Genomic DNA, 15,780 nt, shown 5'->3' on the forward strand with positions numbered 1-15,780 from the left:
TATTACGGGTTCCAGCGCAGGAAATTGGCGATCAGCGCCAGCCCAAGCTTCTGGCTCTTTTCCGGGTGAAACTGTGCCCCCACCATGTTGTCGCGTCCGACCAAAGCGGTCATCGGGCCGCCATAATCGACGGTTGCGATCACATCCTCGGCGTTTTCGGCGGCAAGATGGTAGGAATGGACGAAATAGGCGTGCAGCCCCTGGGAGCCTGTGGGAATGCCGTCGAACAGCGGATGTTCGCGCTTCAGGTCGAGCGTGTTCCAGCCGATCTGCGGGATCTTGAGCGCGGGATCGTCGGGCGTCATCTCGATGACGTCGCCGGGAATCCAGTTAAAACCGTGCGTCACGGTCTTCTCGAGGCCGCGCGAGGACATGAGCTGCATGCCGACGCAGATGCCGAGGAACGGCCGCGCCTTCCTCTCCACCGCCTCGATCAGCACCTCGGCCATCCCAGGCACGGCATCGAGGCCGCGCCGGCAATCGGCATAGGCGCCGACGCCGGGAAGCACGATGCGATCGGCCGCGGCAACATTCTCCGCCCTGTCGGTGAGATCGATATGCGCATCGATGCCTGCCTCGCGAGCGGCACGCTCAAAAGCCTTGGTCGCCGAGCGCAGGTTGCCGGAACCATAGTCGATAATCGCGACGCGCATCGTCAGCGTTCTCCATCAAAACCAAAGAGGCCAAGCGACGTGCCGTGGCCATGCGGGCCGTTCGGGCGGGCCTTTTTCTCCCAATCCGGTGCGGCGTTGTCGTCACTATGTGCGATATCAGCCCTGTCCGAAAAATAGACCTGCTCGGCAATGCCGATGGTATCGGCAGCAATGAGTGCGTCTTCGGTCCAGCCCTTGGCAGCAAGGCTGCGGATACGGAAATTCTGGCCCTCCAGACCGACCAGCACATTCACGCCCAGCAGGATGGCTGCTCCCGCCGGCCCAAGGCCCGGTTCGTCCATCAGCGCCCCACCGACGCCCTGCAGCAGAAAGGCCACGGCTGCATGCAGCCAAAGCCGATGTGCCAGCAGCCATGGCCACGGGAAGAGGAAGCCGAGGAACGTGAAGCCGTCGCGGATGGTCCTCGTCTCCTCGACCGTGGCGCTCGTGCCGCCGGGCGGTGTCAAGAAGATATAGCTTGACGTCATGGTCGCAGCTCCCTTGAGGGGCTCAGACGAGCGTGCCCTTGGTCGAGGGAACACGGCCCGCCTGTCTCGGATCGATCTCTGTCGCCGTGCGCAATGCGCGGGCAACGGCCTTGAAGCATGTCTCGGCAATATGATGGTTGTTGGCGCCATAATGGTTGAGAATATGCAAGGTGATGCCGGCATTCTGGGCGAGCGCCTGGAAGAACTCGCGGACGAGTTCGGTGTCGAACGTGCCGATCTTCGGTGCGCTGAAGGCGACGTTCCAGACGAGGAACGGCCGGCCGGACAGATCGACCGCGGCCTTGGTCATCGTCTCGTCCATGGCGAGATCGATCGATGCATAGCGGGCGATGCCGCGCCGGTCGCCGAGCGCCTTGGCGATCGCCTGGCCGATGGCGATGCCGGTATCCTCGACCGTGTGGTGGTCGTCGATATGCAGGTCGCCCTTGGCTTCGATCTCCATGTCGATAAGGGAATGCCGCGAAAGCTGGTCGAGCATGTGGTCGAAGAAGCCGACGCCCGTCGAAATCTTCGATTTGCCGGTGCCGTCGAGATTGACGGAAACCGAAATCGAGGTCTCGTTGGTCTTGCGGGAAACGCTGCCGGTGCGGCTTGCTGCGGTCTCGGCCATATGGCCCTCCATCGGGAATAAGGCCGTTCCTTATCAGGCGCATCGGCAAATATCCAGAAGCCGGGCAAGAGAAAAGCCGGCCCATTTGCAAACGGCGCCGGCCCACTTACATAGGGTTCAACAAGGCCGGTGTGCGGCCTGGTGGAGTAGCCCGCGTCAAGGGCAGACAGGTGTTTGATGACAACGATCATTACAGTTCGAAAAGGCGGCAAGGTGGTGATGGCGGGCGACGGCCAGGTGAGCCTCGGCCAGAGCGTCATGAAGGGCAATGCCCGCAAGGTGCGCCGCATCGGCAAGGGCGAGGTGATCGCCGGTTTCGCCGGCGCCACGGCCGATGCCTTTACCCTGCTCGAGAGGCTTGAAAAGAAGCTGGAGCAATATCCCGGCCAGCTGATGCGCGCCGCCGTCGAGCTCGCCAAGGACTGGCGCACCGACAAATACCTGCGTAATCTCGAAGCCATGATGCTCGTCGCCGACAAGTCGATCACGCTGGCGATCACCGGCAATGGCGACGTCCTGGAGCCTGAGCATGGCACGACGGCGATCGGTTCGGGCGGCAATTTTGCCTTTGCCGCCGCCCGCGCGCTGATGGATACCGACAAATCGGCCGAAGAGATCGCGCGTCGCGCCCTCGATATCGCTGCCGACATCTGCGTCTACACCAACCACAACATCGTGGTGGAATCCTTGGATGTCGAAGGCTGAACCGCATGCCGCCTAGGCGCTTGGCCTAGACGAGACAGGCCTTCGAGGACTTGGCGAAACAACGACGAATTACGGCCGGGCGCTGCTGATGGCCCGGGCCGCCAGGAGAATGACACCCAATGACGACTTTTTCCCCCCGCGAGATCGTGTCCGAACTCGACCGCTACATTATCGGCCAGCATGATGCTAAACGCGCTGTCGCGATTGCGCTGCGCAACCGCTGGCGCCGCCAGCAGCTGGACCCCAGCCTGCGCGACGAAGTCATGCCGAAGAACATTCTGATGATCGGCCCGACCGGTGTCGGTAAGACCGAGATCTCGCGGCGCCTGGCAAAACTCGCCGGCGCACCCTTCATCAAGGTGGAAGCCACCAAATTCACCGAAGTCGGATATGTCGGCCGCGATGTCGAGCAGATCATCCGCGATCTGGTCGAGGTCGGCATCGGCCTGGTGCGCGAGAAGAAGCGGGCCGAGGTCCAGGCCAAGGCGCATGTCAGCGCCGAGGAGCGTGTTCTCGATGCGCTGGTCGGCACCACCGCGTCGCCCGCCACCCGCGAAAACTTCCGCAAGAAGTTGAGGGACGGCGAACTCGACGACAAGGAAATCGATATCGAGGTGGCTGATGCCGGTTCCGGCATGGGCGGCTTCGAAATACCCGGCATGCCCGGCGCCAATATCGGCGTGCTCAACCTGTCGGAAATGTTCGGCAAGGCGATGGGTGGGCGCACTAAGAAGGTCCGCACGACGGTCAAGGCCTCCTACAGCGACCTGATCCGCGATGAATCCGACAAGCTGATCGACAATGAGGTGATCCAGCGCGAGGCCGTTCGCTCCACCGAGAATGACGGTATCGTCTTCCTTGACGAAATCGACAAGATCGCCGCCCGCGACGGCGGCATGGGCGCCGGGGTTTCCCGTGAAGGCGTCCAGCGTGACCTTCTGCCGCTCGTCGAAGGCACGACGGTCTCGACCAAATACGGGCCTGTCAAAACAGACCATATCCTCTTTATCGCCTCCGGCGCCTTCCATGTCTCCAAACCCTCGGATCTTCTCCCCGAGCTGCAGGGCCGCCTGCCGATCCGTGTCGAATTGCGTCCGCTGAACAAGGAGGATTTCCGCCGGATCCTCACCGAGACGGAGGCAAGCCTCATCCGCCAGTATCGCGCGCTGATGGAAACCGAAAGCCTGAGCCTCGAATTCACCGACGATGCGATCGATGCGCTGGCCGATGTCGCCGTGCATCTGAACTCCTCCGTCGAGAACATCGGCGCCCGCCGTCTGCAGACGGTGATGGAACGGGTTTTGGACGACATTTCCTACAACGCGCCGGATCGCGGCGGCACAGCGATCACGATCGACGCGGCCTATGTGCGCGAACATGTCGGCGATCTCGCGCAGAATACCGATCTGTCGCGCTTCATTCTGTGATATCGGCGCACCGGTCCATGTCTTTCCCGATGTGAATGCCGGATTGTGACGAACTCCACTCTCGACAGCGGGCCTTTTCCTTTTTAGGGAAGGCCCGTTTTGTTTTCCGCTCCGGCTTTATTCGGCCAAGATTCTGGTCCAGTCAGCCGCATCGCAAGCAGGACGATGGAACGGGACGGGATAGCGGATCGTGCGACGCCTTTTGACAAGCCTTTTGATTGCCGTTGCCCTGGTGAATTCGGCGCCTGCCTTCGCCATGCAGACGGTGCCGGCGGGCAACCGTCACGCCGAGCAGCCCGACATTCCCGGCGCTTCCATCCGGCGCACCAAGGGCACCAAGAGCAGCTTCGATCTGAAATATGAAAAGGTCCACGAGCTTCTGGCGACCGATCACGAGCTGATGGCCAAGATCCGCAAGGTCTCCAGCGCTTACGGCATCAATCCCATCCATGTCGTCGGCGCGATCGTCGGCGAGCACACCTATAATGTCGATGCCTACGACCGCCTGCAGGCCTATTATGTCAAGGCCGCTTCCTATGCCGGGGAAAGTTTCCGCTTCGCCTATGACGGCGAAAACGTCGACGATTTCGTGGTGCGGCCGCAATTTGCCGAATGTAAGGGCAAGAGTGATTCCTACACGCTCTGGTCCTGCCGCGAAGATGTCTGGGAAAGCGATTTCCGCGGCAAGACGGTTGATGGTAAGAGCTTCCCCAACAATCGCTTCAGCGCGGTCTTCTTCCAGCCCTTCTATGCCGGCCAGACCTTCGGTCTCGGCCAGGTTAATCCGTTGACGGCGCTGATGCTCTCCGATCTCGTTTCCCGCGTGTCCGGTTATCCGAAACTCAACGAGAAGAACGCCGGCGCCGTCTACAAGTCCATCATGGATCCCGATATCTCGCTGGCTTTCGTCGCGGCTTCGATCCGCAGGTCGATCGACGATTACAAGGAGATCGCCGGCATGGACATCTCGGGCAATCCCGGCCTGACGGCGACGCTGTACAATGTCGGCAATTCGCGCCAGCGCGCCGCCGCCCTTGCAGCCAAGAACCGCGGCGCCGGTGCGACCGCCTGGCCGGAAGAGAATTATTACGGCTGGCTGATCAACGACAAGCTGGACGAACTCAAGGGCCTGCTCTAGCTTCAAGCTTGCCGGGAAGACGTGATCTTCCCCGAAAGGCTTTTCCAATGGACATGCGTCCGGACCCCTTCGTTCCGCCGGCACCGCTGCCGCGCACCGTGCCGCCGAGCCGGCTGGACATCATCCGCATCATCCTGCGCAACCCGCTCGAACTCTGGGGCGAGCCGTCGTACACGCTGCCCTGGATCAAGACGAGCTTCTTCGGGCAACATACCCTGATCGTCAACGATCCCGGCCTGATCAAACATGTGCTGGTCGACAATGCCAATAATTACCGCATGTCGGACATTCGCCAGCTCGTTCTGCGTCCGATCCTCCGTGACGGCCTTCTGACCGCCGAAGGTCCGGTCTGGAAGAGATCACGCAAGGCGGTGGCGCCTATTTTTACGCCCCGCCATGCCCAAGGCTTCGCCGGGCAGATGCTGCGCCAGTCCGAAGACTACGTTCGCAAATATGAGAGCGCAGGCGAGACCGGCGATATTTTCGATATCAGCACCGACATGACCGAGCTGACCTTCGCTATCCTCGCGGACACGCTGTTTTCAGGTGAAATCGTCACCTCGAGCGGCCATTTCGCCGACGACGTCAATGAACTTCTGCATCGCATGGGCCGCATCGATCCGATGGATCTGATGCGCGCTCCGTCCTGGGTTCCACGTGTGACACGCATCGGCGGTCAGAAAGTGCTGGAGAAATTTCGCGCCATCGTGCGTGACACGATGGATATGCGGCTCGCAAAGATGAAGACGGATCGCGGCACCGCGCCCGAGGATTTCCTGACGCTGCTGCTGGAACAGGCCGGTCCCGACGGGCTGACGAAGGAAGAAATCGAAGACAATATTCTGACCTTCATCGGCGCGGGGCATGAGACCACGGCGCGGGCCTTGGCCTGGACGCTCTATTGCGTATCGAACAGCCCGCATATCCGCGAGGCGATGGAACAAGAAATCGACGCGGTGCTCGCCACGGAGGCCGAACCGGTGGAATGGCTGGATATGATGCCGCAGACGCGCGCCGCCTTCGAGGAGGCTTTGCGCCTCTACCCGCCGGCGCCATCGATCAATCGCGCCGCCATATCGGATGATTCCTGGACGAGTGCAAAGGGCGAGCGGGTCGAGATCGAGGCCGATGTCACGGTGCTCATCATGCCCTGGACGCTGCATCGCCACGAACTTCACTGGGACAGGCCGCGCGCCTATATGCCCGAGCGCTTCCTGCCGGAAAATCGCGGCTCTATCGGCCGCTTCCAGTTCTTGCCTTTCGGCGCCGGTCCGCGTGTCTGCATCGGCGCAACCTTTGCGCTTCAGGAGGCGGTGATTGCCCTTGCCGTCCTGATGCATCGCTATCGCTTCGATTCCACCGGTCAGACCCATCCCTGGCCGGTGCAGAAACTGACGACGCAGCCGCAGAACGGGCTGCCGATGCGCGTCACGCCGCGCATAATTTCCACGAAAGCATAAATCTTTCGAATTATTGCGGAATTGACTGTGAATGAAAGCCGCGCAAAGTGGCAGCATTCAAAGTTGTTGCCAGGGAGAATGCCGCATGAGCCGCGTTGATAAGAACGGTCTTGCCGTCGAAACCGTCCTTCATGATTTCCTCGTCAAGGAGGTGCTGCCGGGTCTGGCGGTCGATGCGGATAAGTTCTTTGCCGATTTTTCGGCTGTAGTCCACGACCTCGCCCCGAAGAACCGTGCGCTGCTGGCAAAACGCGACGAGCTGCAGGTCAAGATCGACGACTGGTATCGCCTGCATGGCGCGCCTGCCGATATGGACGAATACCAGTCCTTCCTCCGCGAAATCGGTTATCTCCTGCCGGAGGGATCGGACTTCCAGGTTTCGACCCAAAATGTCGATCCGGAGATCGCCTCGATCGCCGGCCCGCAGCTGGTCGTTCCGGTCATGAATGCCCGCTACGCCCTGAACGCTGCCAATGCCCGCTGGGGCTCGCTCTATGATGCGCTCTATGGCACCGACGCCATTCCCGAAACTGACGGCGCTGAAAAGGGCAAGAGCTACAATCCGAAGCGTGGCGAGAAGGTTATCGCCTGGGTGCGCGATTTCCTCGATACGTCAGCACCGCTGCAGGATAGCAGCTGGAAGGATGTCGGCAGCTTGGTCGTCAAGGATGGAGCGTTGGCCATCAGATCGATTGATGGCGAGCAGACCATGCTGAAGGATGGCGGGCATTTTGCCGGCTATCGCGGCGATGCCGCCGCCCCGACCCATATTCTCCTGAAGAACAACGGCATTCACATCGAAATCGTCATCGACGCGGCAACGACGATCGGGAAAGCCGATCCGGCTCATATTTCCGATGTCTGGCTGGAATCGGCAATCACCACCATCATGGACTGCGAGGATTCGATTGCCGCCGTCGATGCCGAGGACAAGGTCACTGTCTATCGCAACTGGCTCGGCCTGATGAAAGGCGATCTGCAGGAGGAGGTGGCAAAGGGCGGGACGAGCTTCGTGCGCAAGCTCAATCCGGATCTGCAATATACCGGTCCGGACGGGAGCTCCTTCGAGCTGCACCGCCGCTCGCTGATGCTGGTGCGCAATGTCGGCCACCTCATGACCAATCCGGCGATCCTCGATCGCGACGGCAATGAAGTGCCTGAGGGCATCATGGATGCTGTCATCACCGGCCTGATCGCGCTTTACGATATCGGCCCGGCCGGCCGGCGGAAGAATTCCCGCGCCGGCTCCATGTATGTGGTCAAGCCGAAGATGCATGGGCCTGAGGAAGTCGCCTTCGCCGTCGAGATTTTCTCGCGGGTCGAAGATGCGCTTGGGCTGGCGCGCAACACCATCAAGATGGGCATCATGGATGAGGAGCGCCGCACGACGGTCAATCTCAAGGAATGCATCCGTGCCGCCCGTGAGCGCGTCGTCTTCATCAATACCGGCTTCCTCGATCGCACCGGCGACGAGATCCACACCTCGATGGAAGCCGGCCCGATGATTCGCAAGGGCGATATGCGCCAGGCGGCCTGGATTTCGGCCTATGAGAACTGGAATGTCGACATCGGCCTCGAATGCGGCCTTGCCGGCCATGCCCAGATCGGCAAGGGCATGTGGGCGATGCCGGATCTGATGGCGGCGATGCTGGAACAGAAGATCGCCCACCCGAAGGCCGGCGCCAACACCGCCTGGGTGCCGTCGCCGACGGCCGCCACCCTGCACGCCACCCATTATCACCGGGTCAATGTCGCCCGAGTCCAGCAGGGATTGAAGGACCGGGCCCGCGCCAAGCTCTCGGATATTCTCTCCGTACCGGTAGCGGTGCGGCCGAACTGGACGCCGGAGGAAATCCAGCGCGAGCTCGACAACAATGCCCAGGGCATCCTCGGCTACGTCGTGCGCTGGGTCGATCAGGGTGTTGGTTGCTCGAAGGTGCCCGACATCAACAATGTCGGCCTGATGGAGGATCGCGCCACCTTGCGCATCTCGGCCCAGCACATGGCGAACTGGCTGCATCATAAGGTCGTCACCGAGGCTCAGATCGTCGAAACGATGAAGCGCATGGCCGCCGTCGTCGACCGGCAGAACGAGCAGGACCCCGCCTATCGGCCAATGGCCGGCAATTTCGACGGCTCGATCGCCTTCCAGGCCGCCCTCGATCTCGTCCTGAAGGGCAGGGAGCAGCCGAACGGCTACACCGAGCCGGTGCTTCACCGCCGCCGCCTCGAACTCAAGGCGCAGCAGACATAACGGAGCATATGAAAAGGCCGCCGGAACGACAGTCCCGGCGGCCTTTTTTATACCGAATTCGATATCTAGCTTACTGGATGACGATGACCTTGGACGTGCCCTTGCCGGGACGGACGCGGCTGTAGAGGTCGATGACGTCCTGGTTCATCAGCCGAATGCAGCCCGAGGAAGCGGCGGTGCCGATCGAGGCCCATTCCGGCGTGCCGTGCAGGCGGAACAGCGTGTCCTTCCCGTCCTCGTTGAAGAGATACATGGCGCGTGCGCCGAGCGGATTGCTGAGACCCGGGCCCATGCCGTCTTCGACGTATTTGGCGACATCAGGACGGCGGACAGCCATTTCCTTCGGCGGGTGCCAGGTCGGCCATTCCTGCTTCCAGGCGACGTAGGCGGTGCCGGCCCATGCGAAGCCCTGCTTGCCGACGCCGATGCCGTAGCGCATCGCCTTGCCGTTGGCCAGGATGTAATAGAGGAAGCGCTCGCGCGTGTTGACGATGATCGTGCCGGGACGCTCGGTGGTCTCGTAGTTGACAACCTGGCGGCGGAACTGCGGCTTGACCCGGCTGATCGGGATCGCCGGCAGCGAGTATCCGGCATCCTTCGTCACGCCGTAGGCGTCATCGAAGATCTGGGCCGTCTGTACTGTCGGACCTGCGCCCTTGTTGTCGACGGACGCGCTGTCTGAGCTCGTGGAGCAACCGGCCAGAGCGAGCGTCGTCAGCAGGCCAAATACAGGGAATGCATTGCGGATGCGCATAGATAACTCTTGAAGTTTTGGGGGCAAGGAGAACAGTCTTTCGACCATCGTTGATTATGGTTTATTTTCGATTAACTTGCGCTTTGCAAGGCTACTGCAGCGCGGCAAATCCGTCTGCCGCGCAAACTAGAAGCGCATGGTTTTTTTGCAACAACACGCCAGCCCCTGCGATGGTTATCCATGACGATTTTGAGCGTTTACAATAACAATCCGTTAATCGACGGCCGGCAATCGGACAGGGCCATGATGGTGCGGCGGGGAACGCAGATTTTGCTGCATGAAATGCGCCATGCTGTGCTGCCCGAACTGCCGCTGGCGAGCGGCCGCCGTGCCGATCTGATCACGGTTTCGGAAAAGGGCGAGGTCTGGATTATCGAAATCAAGACGTCGATCGAGGATTTCAGGGTGGATCGCAAATGGCCGGAATACAGGCTGCATTGCGACCGCCTGTTCTTCGCGACTCATAAGGATGTGCCGCTCGACATCTTTCCCGAGGAGTGCGGGCTTTTCCTCTCGGATGGTTATGGCGCGCATATGATTCGCGAGGCGCCGGAACACCGCATGGCGCCCGCCACACGAAAATCCGTCACACTCAATTTCTCGCGCGCCGCCGCGCAACGGCTGATGATGGCCGAATGGGCGAGCGGGAAGCCGTTTACCGTGGACGATGTCTGATGCTGCGCCTGCTTATTTCGGCGCGCGTTTGGCAAGGATGCGCTGCAGCGTCCGCCGATGCATGTTGAGCCGGCGCGCCGTTTCGGAGACGTTGCGCTCGCACATTTCATAGACCCGCTGGATATGTTCCCAGCGCACCCGGTCGGCCGACATCGGGTTCTCGGGAAGCTCCGCCTTTTCGCCCGGCCGCTGCGTCAACGCCGAAAACACGTCGTCGGCATCCGCAGGCTTTGCCAGGTAGTCGACGGCGCCGAGCTTCACCGCCGTCACCGCCGTTGCGATATTGCCGTAGCCGGTCAGGACGATGATTCGCGTGTCGTCGCGCCGCTGGCGGATGGCTTCGATGACGTCGAGCCCGTTGCCGTCGCCGAGCCTGAGATCGACCACCGCATATTTCGGCGGGCGGCCTTTCGATTTTGCGACGCCTTCCGCCACTGATTCGGCCGTCTCCACGTCGAAACCGCGCGTCTCCATCGCCCGGGCCAGGCGGCGCAGGAATGGTCCGTCGTCGTCGACGATCAGCAGGCTGGCGTCAGGACCGATATGGTCTTCATCGGACGCGGCGAAATTGTCATGATTCTGTTCTGTCATCGTCTCGGCCCCGGCGGTTGAGCGCACGAACTCCGTCAACCGCTCTTTCCTGTTTATGCCGACAAAGTCATTTTGTCGAATTTGCGTCGATCAGCATGCGCGGCCATTCGATTCGGATGCGTGCACCCGCACTTTCCGGGTCGCGGTTCTCGAAAACCAGCGATGCGCCGGAGCGCTCCAGCAACGTCTTGGCGATGAAAAGTCCAAGCCCGAGGCCGCCAGCCGTATCCTCCTTCTGCCGCTTGGTCACATAAGGCTCGCCGATCCGCGTCAGAATGTCAGGCGCATAACCATTACCGTCGTCCTCGATGACGATCAGAACTTTGTCGTGATCGTGCTCGACGGTGACGATCACTTTCTCCCGCGCATAATCGACGGCGTTTTCGATCAGATTGCCGAGCCCGTACATGATGCCGGCGTTGCGGTCGGTCACCGGCTCGTCCTTGCGTGGGCTTTTTTCGATCAGCTCGAGCGTGATGCCGAATTCCCGGTGCGGCGCGACGATCTCCTCGATCATCGAGGAAAGCGGCAGCCGGCGCATATGGGCTTCGCCTTCGGAGGAGAGTGTCGTCAGCCGCCGCAGGATGTCACGGCAGCGTTCGCTCTGGCTGCGCAGCAACATCACATCCTCGCGGAAACGATCGTCGTCCTTGAGTTCGCGCTCCATTTCCTTGGCGACGACGCTGATCGTCGCAAGCGGCGTGCCGAGTTCATGTGCGGCAGCCGCGGCAAGCCCGTCGAGCTGCGAAAGGTGCTTTTCCCGCTGCAGCACCAGTTCGGTCGCCGCCAGCGCATCGGCAAGCTGGCTCGCTTCCATCGACACCCGATAGGCATAGAAGGCGGCAAACGCCATCGTCGAGGCGATCGAGCACCAGACACCGAACTGCATGACGTTGTGGACGTTGATCTCGACGCCGTCGAACCAGGGCAGCGGAAAGGGCGAAAAGGCAAGCACCGTGATGCAGACCATCGCAAAGCCGATCAGCGCCGTGCTGTAACGGATCGGCTGTGAGGCAAAGGAGATGATGACGGGCACGCAGACGAGCGCTGCGAAAGGATTGGCAAGACCGCCGGTGATGAAGAGCAGCGCACAGAGCTGCAGAAGATCGAAGCCGAGCAGAGCGAAGGCGGCCGGCGCCTCCAGCCTATGCGTCGGCGGATAGCGGATCGTCAGGTAGAAATTCACCCAGGCGAGCGCGGCGATCAGCGAAGAGCTGGCAATCAGCGGCAAGGGAAATTTCAGCCAGAAGGCCACGATGAAGACCGTTAGCGCCTGTCCGCCGACCGCCAGCCAGCGCAGCCGCACCAGCGTCTGCAAACGCAGCCTGCGGCTGCTGTGCCGGTCCTCCCGCGTATGGCTTTCCGTCTTGTCGATCATGCCAGGCTTGTCGATCATGCCGGGGCTCCCTGAATGGCTCTCATGTACCACGCGGTTTTGCCCGTGTCGTCGGCAACGCCTCTTCGGGCCGCTCCGGCCAGGGATGCCGGGGATAGCGACCGCGCATATCGGCGCGCACATCCCTCCACGAGCCGGCCCAGAAGCCCGGCAGGTCGCGTGTCGTCTGGATCGGCCGGTGCGCCGGCGAGGTGAGTTCGAGCAGCAGCGGCAGGCGGCCTCCGGCGATCGCCGGGTGCTGCGTCAACCCGAACAGCTCCTGCACGCGGATCGTCAGCACCGGCTCTTGGCCCTCATATTGGATCGGATGCCTTTGACCGGTCGGCGCTTCGAAATGGGTCGGCGCAAGCCGGCTAAGGTCGCGCTGCAACTCGTGCGGCACTAAAGACAGCAGACCGTTCGAAAGCCCGGCTGCGGAAATCTCGGAAAGTCCGCGGGCCTCGGTCTGAAAGGGCGCGAACCACTCGTCCAGCCGGGAAAGCAGGGCGCCGTCGCTGACATCAGGCCAAGGCTCGCCGATCGTCCGGTGAAGGAAGCCGATCCGCTCGCGGAGCTGCACGGCCTCCTTCGAGAAGGCAAGCTGATCCAGCCCCAGCTCGCGCACTCCCTCCACCAGGGCCTGGGTGACCGCAGCCCCGGAAGGTCGCGGCAAGGGCGTCTCTTCGAAGACAATCGCACCGAGCCGGGTTGCCCGCCGCGCCCTGACTTGCCGGCTTTGCCGGTCGAAGAAGATTTGATCGCCGGTTTTGATCTCGCCGGGCAGCTCGGCTTCGATGTCGCCGCGCGTCACCTCGGCTGCTGCCAGAACCCGCGCCTGCGCCGCCCGCCCGGTGAGATCGGCGATGACAAGCATCTGGCTGCCGGCCAGCCTCTCGGTTTCCGGCAGCTCCGCACCGCGCCCGTTCGCCATCACGAATCGGCCACGCCCGCCGCGCTGAAGCGCGATTCGATCCGGGAATGCATGCAGCAGCAGCTGGCCTGCCAGCGCCGGCGCCGTTGCGGCAACGCTGTCGAGACCGCTCGCCAGCCGCCCCGCCAGCCGCCGTGAAGCCTCGGCTCTTTCGCCGCGCTCGGCCTTGAAGCGGCGCAGCCGGTCCTCGATATCGATGCTCGTTCCGCCAAGCCCCTGTTCGGTGAGAAGCACGGCGATCATCGCCGCATCCCTGGCGTACCCGGCTTCTCCCGCCGAGACGACCATGGCGGCAAGCCGCGGCGGCAAGGCGAGGTCACGCATCACCTTGCCGCGCGCTGTCAGCGTTCCGTCCTTGTCGAGCGCGCCGAGCTGGCCAAGCAGCGCCCGGGCTTCCCTCAGTGTCGTTTCCGGCGGTTGATCGACGAAGGCAAGCGACGTGGGATCCTGGACGCCCCAATGGGCGAGATCGAGCACCAGCCCCGAGAGATCGCTGGACAGGATCTGCGGCGGTGTGAAGGCCGGCAGCGCCGCCGTCTGGCCCTGATGCCACAGCCTGATGGCAATACCCGGTTCCGTTCGTCCGGCGCGGCCGGCCCGCTGATCGGCGGACGCCCGCGACACACGCACCGTCTCCAGCCGCGTGATCCCGGTCGACGCCTCGAACACCGGCAGGCGCTGCAGCCCGCTGTCGATCACGATCCTGACGCCGTCAATGGTGATCGACGTTTCGGCAATCGAGGTCGCCAGCACGATCTTGCGCGTTCCCTTGGATGCCGGGCGGATCGCCGCATCCTGGTCCTTCTGGCTGAGATTGCCGTAGAGCGGCGCAATCAGCGTTTCGGTTCCGAATCGTCCCTGCAGACGTTCGACCGTCCGGGTGATTTCCGCTTGGCCGGGCAGGAAAGCGAGGATCGAGCCGGTCTCATCGGCATGCGCGTCGACGATCGCCCGCGTGACGGCATCCTCGACGCGTTCGCCGCCCGGCCGGTCCTGGTAGCGGATATCGATCGGAAAGCTGCGCCCCAGGCTTTCGATGACGGGGGGATGGTCGAGCAGGGCGGCCACACGGTCGACGTCGAGGGTCGCTGACATCACGAGGATACGCAAATCCTCGCGCAGTGCCGACTGGACGTCGAGTGCCAGCGCCAGCCCGAAATCGGCATCGAGCGAACGCTCGTGGAATTCGTCGAAGATCACCGCCGAGACACCGGTCAGTTCCGGATCGTCGAGGATCATCCGGGCAAATACCCCTTCGGTCACCACTTCGACCCGCGTCCTTGCGGATATCCGGTTATCGAGACGCATGCGATAGCCGACCGTGCCGCCGACTTCTTCGCCGATGAGCGAGGCCATCCGGCTTGCCGCTGCCCGCGCCGCCAGCCGCCGCGGCTCCAGCAGGATGATCTTGCCGTTTCCGCGCCAGGCCTGGTCAAGCAGGTAAAGCGGCACCAGCGTCGTCTTGCCGGCGCCGGGCGGCGCGGAAAGAACGGCGCGTCCCCGCTCGACCAAGGCGGCACCGACGGCCGGCAGGACATGGGAAACCGGGAGATCCGGCAATGATGCACTGAAGGTCACTGGCGGCCCGTCACTGTCTCATAGGCAAGAATGGCGCCGGCGAGATCCTCCAGTGCGGCGCCGACCGACTTGAATAGCGTGATCTCAGCATCATTGCTTCGCCCGCCACGGGCGCCGCTGACGAGCTCCGCAAGCTCCGCTTTTATGTCGCTTTCCTTCAACACGCCGCTTTTCAGTGGCTGGGCGATGTCGCCCGCCTCGCTGATGGCGCCGGCGCGGGTATCGACATAGACCGAAGCGCGGCGGATAGCCTCGTCGTCGCTTTCGCGCATGCTCGGCTTGAAGGCGCCGACGAGATCGAGATGGGCGCCGGGCTTCAGCCATTCGCCCGATATCAGCGGCTCGCCGGAAAGCGTGGCGCAGGAAATGATGTCGGCCGTGCGTGCCGCGGCTTGCGTATCCGCGACCGCCTCGGCATTGAGACCGAGCGCCCGCGCTTCGGCCGCGATCTTTTCCGCCGCTTGGCCGTTGCGGCCCCAGACCCGGTACCTCTTGATCGGCCGGGTCGTGCCATGGGCAAACATCAGGTTGAGCGACAACCGTCCGGTTCCGCAGACAAGCATCTCCTCCGCGTCGGGACGGGCGAGATAGCTGGCCGCCAGCGCCGATGCCGCCGCCGTCCGCCGTGCTGTCAGTTCGCCGCCGTCGATCGCGGCCAGCATCTCGCCGGTGGCGCCGGAGGAAAGAAGATAGGTTCCGAAGATCGCCGGCAGGCCCCGGCGCACATTGCCTGGAAAGACCGAGACTGTCTTCACCCCGGCATAGCATCCGGGAACCCAGGCCGGCATCAGCAGCAGCGTGGCGCTCTCCTCCCCTGGCACATCCATCTCGTGGTGATGGCGCACCGGCATCACGCATTCGCTCTGGAACATGCGGGCGATTGCCTCGATCAACTCCGGCCAGGGCAGGGCTGCGCGCGTCTGTGCTTCATCGAGGACAAGCATTCTTCACTCCCGTATCGTTCTTCGCCGCCAAACTAGCGAGTGAGACATACCATAGGCAAGCGACCTGGAATTCCCGCTCAGGCTCCCCATATAGGGATTGTCTCCATCGCCGAACCCATTCCCTGGGAATTCGGTGAAAACGAATCCTCAAAACCGCCCGATCGGCGGCAGATTTT

At 62.5% G+C, this 15,780-nt stretch carries 14 protein-coding genes; 6 read left to right on the forward strand and 8 right to left on the reverse strand.

What is annotated here, in order from left to right; all coding sequences use genetic code 11:
• Window positions 1-2 precede the first annotated feature (2 nt).
• From hisH to hisB, 3 genes are read right to left on the reverse strand one after another with little or no spacing between them, the layout of a single operon-like run.
• A complete protein-coding gene (hisH, locus tag QMO82_RS23040; protein ID WP_183608386.1) occupies window positions 3-653 on the reverse strand; it encodes an imidazole glycerol phosphate synthase subunit HisH in 651 nt (216 codons plus the stop codon).
• 2 nt (window positions 654-655) lie between these two features.
• Window positions 656-1,141 (reverse strand): DUF2628 domain-containing protein, encoded by a 486-nt coding sequence (locus QMO82_RS23045; RefSeq protein WP_183608385.1) that lies wholly within the window; start codon window positions 1,139-1,141, stop codon window positions 656-658.
• Between the two features lie 22 nt (window positions 1,142-1,163).
• Window positions 1,164-1,772 (reverse strand): imidazoleglycerol-phosphate dehydratase HisB, encoded by a 609-nt coding sequence (gene hisB, locus QMO82_RS23050; protein ID WP_183608384.1) that lies wholly within the window; start codon window positions 1,770-1,772, stop codon window positions 1,164-1,166.
• 177 nt (window positions 1,773-1,949) lie between these two features.
• Here hisB and hslV point away from each other — a divergent pair, with 177 nt between their 5' ends.
• The 5 genes from hslV (at window position 1,950) to QMO82_RS23075 (ending at window position 8,756) form a co-directional block, all read left to right on the forward strand.
• Window positions 1,950-2,477: an ATP-dependent protease subunit HslV gene (gene hslV, locus QMO82_RS23055; RefSeq protein WP_183608383.1), complete on the forward strand. Its 528-nt coding sequence runs from the start codon at window positions 1,950-1,952 to the stop codon at window positions 2,475-2,477.
• A gap of 119 nt (window positions 2,478-2,596) precedes the next feature.
• Entirely contained in the window at window positions 2,597-3,904 is a 1,308-nt protein-coding gene (gene hslU, locus QMO82_RS23060) for an ATP-dependent protease ATPase subunit HslU (RefSeq protein ID WP_183608382.1), read from the forward strand.
• A gap of 190 nt (window positions 3,905-4,094) precedes the next feature.
• Complete coding sequence (locus tag QMO82_RS23065; protein ID WP_183608381.1) at window positions 4,095-5,042, forward strand: DUF1402 family protein; 948 nt, start codon at window positions 4,095-4,097, stop codon at window positions 5,040-5,042.
• A gap of 47 nt (window positions 5,043-5,089) precedes the next feature.
• Window positions 5,090-6,502 carry a cytochrome P450 gene (locus QMO82_RS23070; RefSeq protein ID WP_183608380.1) on the forward strand — a complete coding sequence of 471 codons (1,413 nt, stop codon included), beginning with the start codon at window positions 5,090-5,092 and terminating at the stop codon, window positions 6,500-6,502.
• 85 nt (window positions 6,503-6,587) lie between these two features.
• Window positions 6,588-8,756, forward strand: a complete 2,169-nt coding sequence (locus QMO82_RS23075) for a malate synthase G (RefSeq protein ID WP_183608379.1) — start codon at window positions 6,588-6,590, stop codon at window positions 8,754-8,756.
• A 70-nt stretch (window positions 8,757-8,826) separates the two neighbouring features.
• Here QMO82_RS23075 and QMO82_RS23080 read toward each other — a convergent pair whose 3' ends face one another.
• Window positions 8,827-9,510 (reverse strand): L,D-transpeptidase, encoded by a 684-nt coding sequence (locus QMO82_RS23080; RefSeq protein WP_183608378.1) that lies wholly within the window; start codon window positions 9,508-9,510, stop codon window positions 8,827-8,829.
• Between the two features lie 180 nt (window positions 9,511-9,690).
• Between QMO82_RS23080 and QMO82_RS23085 the strand changes: the two genes are divergently transcribed.
• Entirely contained in the window at window positions 9,691-10,185 is a 495-nt protein-coding gene (locus tag QMO82_RS23085) for an MmcB family DNA repair protein (RefSeq protein WP_097617726.1), read from the forward strand.
• A 12-nt stretch (window positions 10,186-10,197) separates the two neighbouring features.
• On the opposite strand, the gene QMO82_RS23090 is transcribed toward QMO82_RS23085, so the two are convergent.
• From QMO82_RS23090 to QMO82_RS23105, 4 genes are all read right to left on the reverse strand, one after another.
• Window positions 10,198-10,776 carry an ActR/PrrA/RegA family redox response regulator transcription factor gene (locus QMO82_RS23090; protein WP_183608377.1) on the reverse strand — a complete coding sequence of 193 codons (579 nt, stop codon included), beginning with the start codon at window positions 10,774-10,776 and terminating at the stop codon, window positions 10,198-10,200.
• 67 nt (window positions 10,777-10,843) lie between these two features.
• Window positions 10,844-12,172, reverse strand: coding sequence for an ActS/PrrB/RegB family redox-sensitive histidine kinase (locus tag QMO82_RS23095; RefSeq protein WP_183608376.1), 1,329 nt, complete (start codon window positions 12,170-12,172; stop codon window positions 10,844-10,846).
• Between the two features lie 22 nt (window positions 12,173-12,194).
• The gene (hrpB, locus tag QMO82_RS23100; RefSeq protein WP_183608375.1) at window positions 12,195-14,660 is read right to left on the reverse strand and encodes an ATP-dependent helicase HrpB; all 2,466 of its coding nucleotides are present in this window, start codon (window positions 14,658-14,660) and stop codon (window positions 12,195-12,197) included.
• The gene (locus QMO82_RS23105; protein WP_183608374.1) at window positions 14,657-15,604 is read right to left on the reverse strand and encodes an ornithine cyclodeaminase family protein; all 948 of its coding nucleotides are present in this window, start codon (window positions 15,602-15,604) and stop codon (window positions 14,657-14,659) included. The genes hrpB and QMO82_RS23105 overlap by 4 nt, the downstream gene beginning before the upstream one ends.
• Between the last annotated feature and the right edge of the window lie 176 nt (window positions 15,605-15,780).

This window comes from Rhizobium sp. BT04 (genome assembly GCF_030053135.1).
Classification (GTDB): Bacteria; Pseudomonadota; Alphaproteobacteria; order Rhizobiales; family Rhizobiaceae; genus Rhizobium; species Rhizobium binxianense.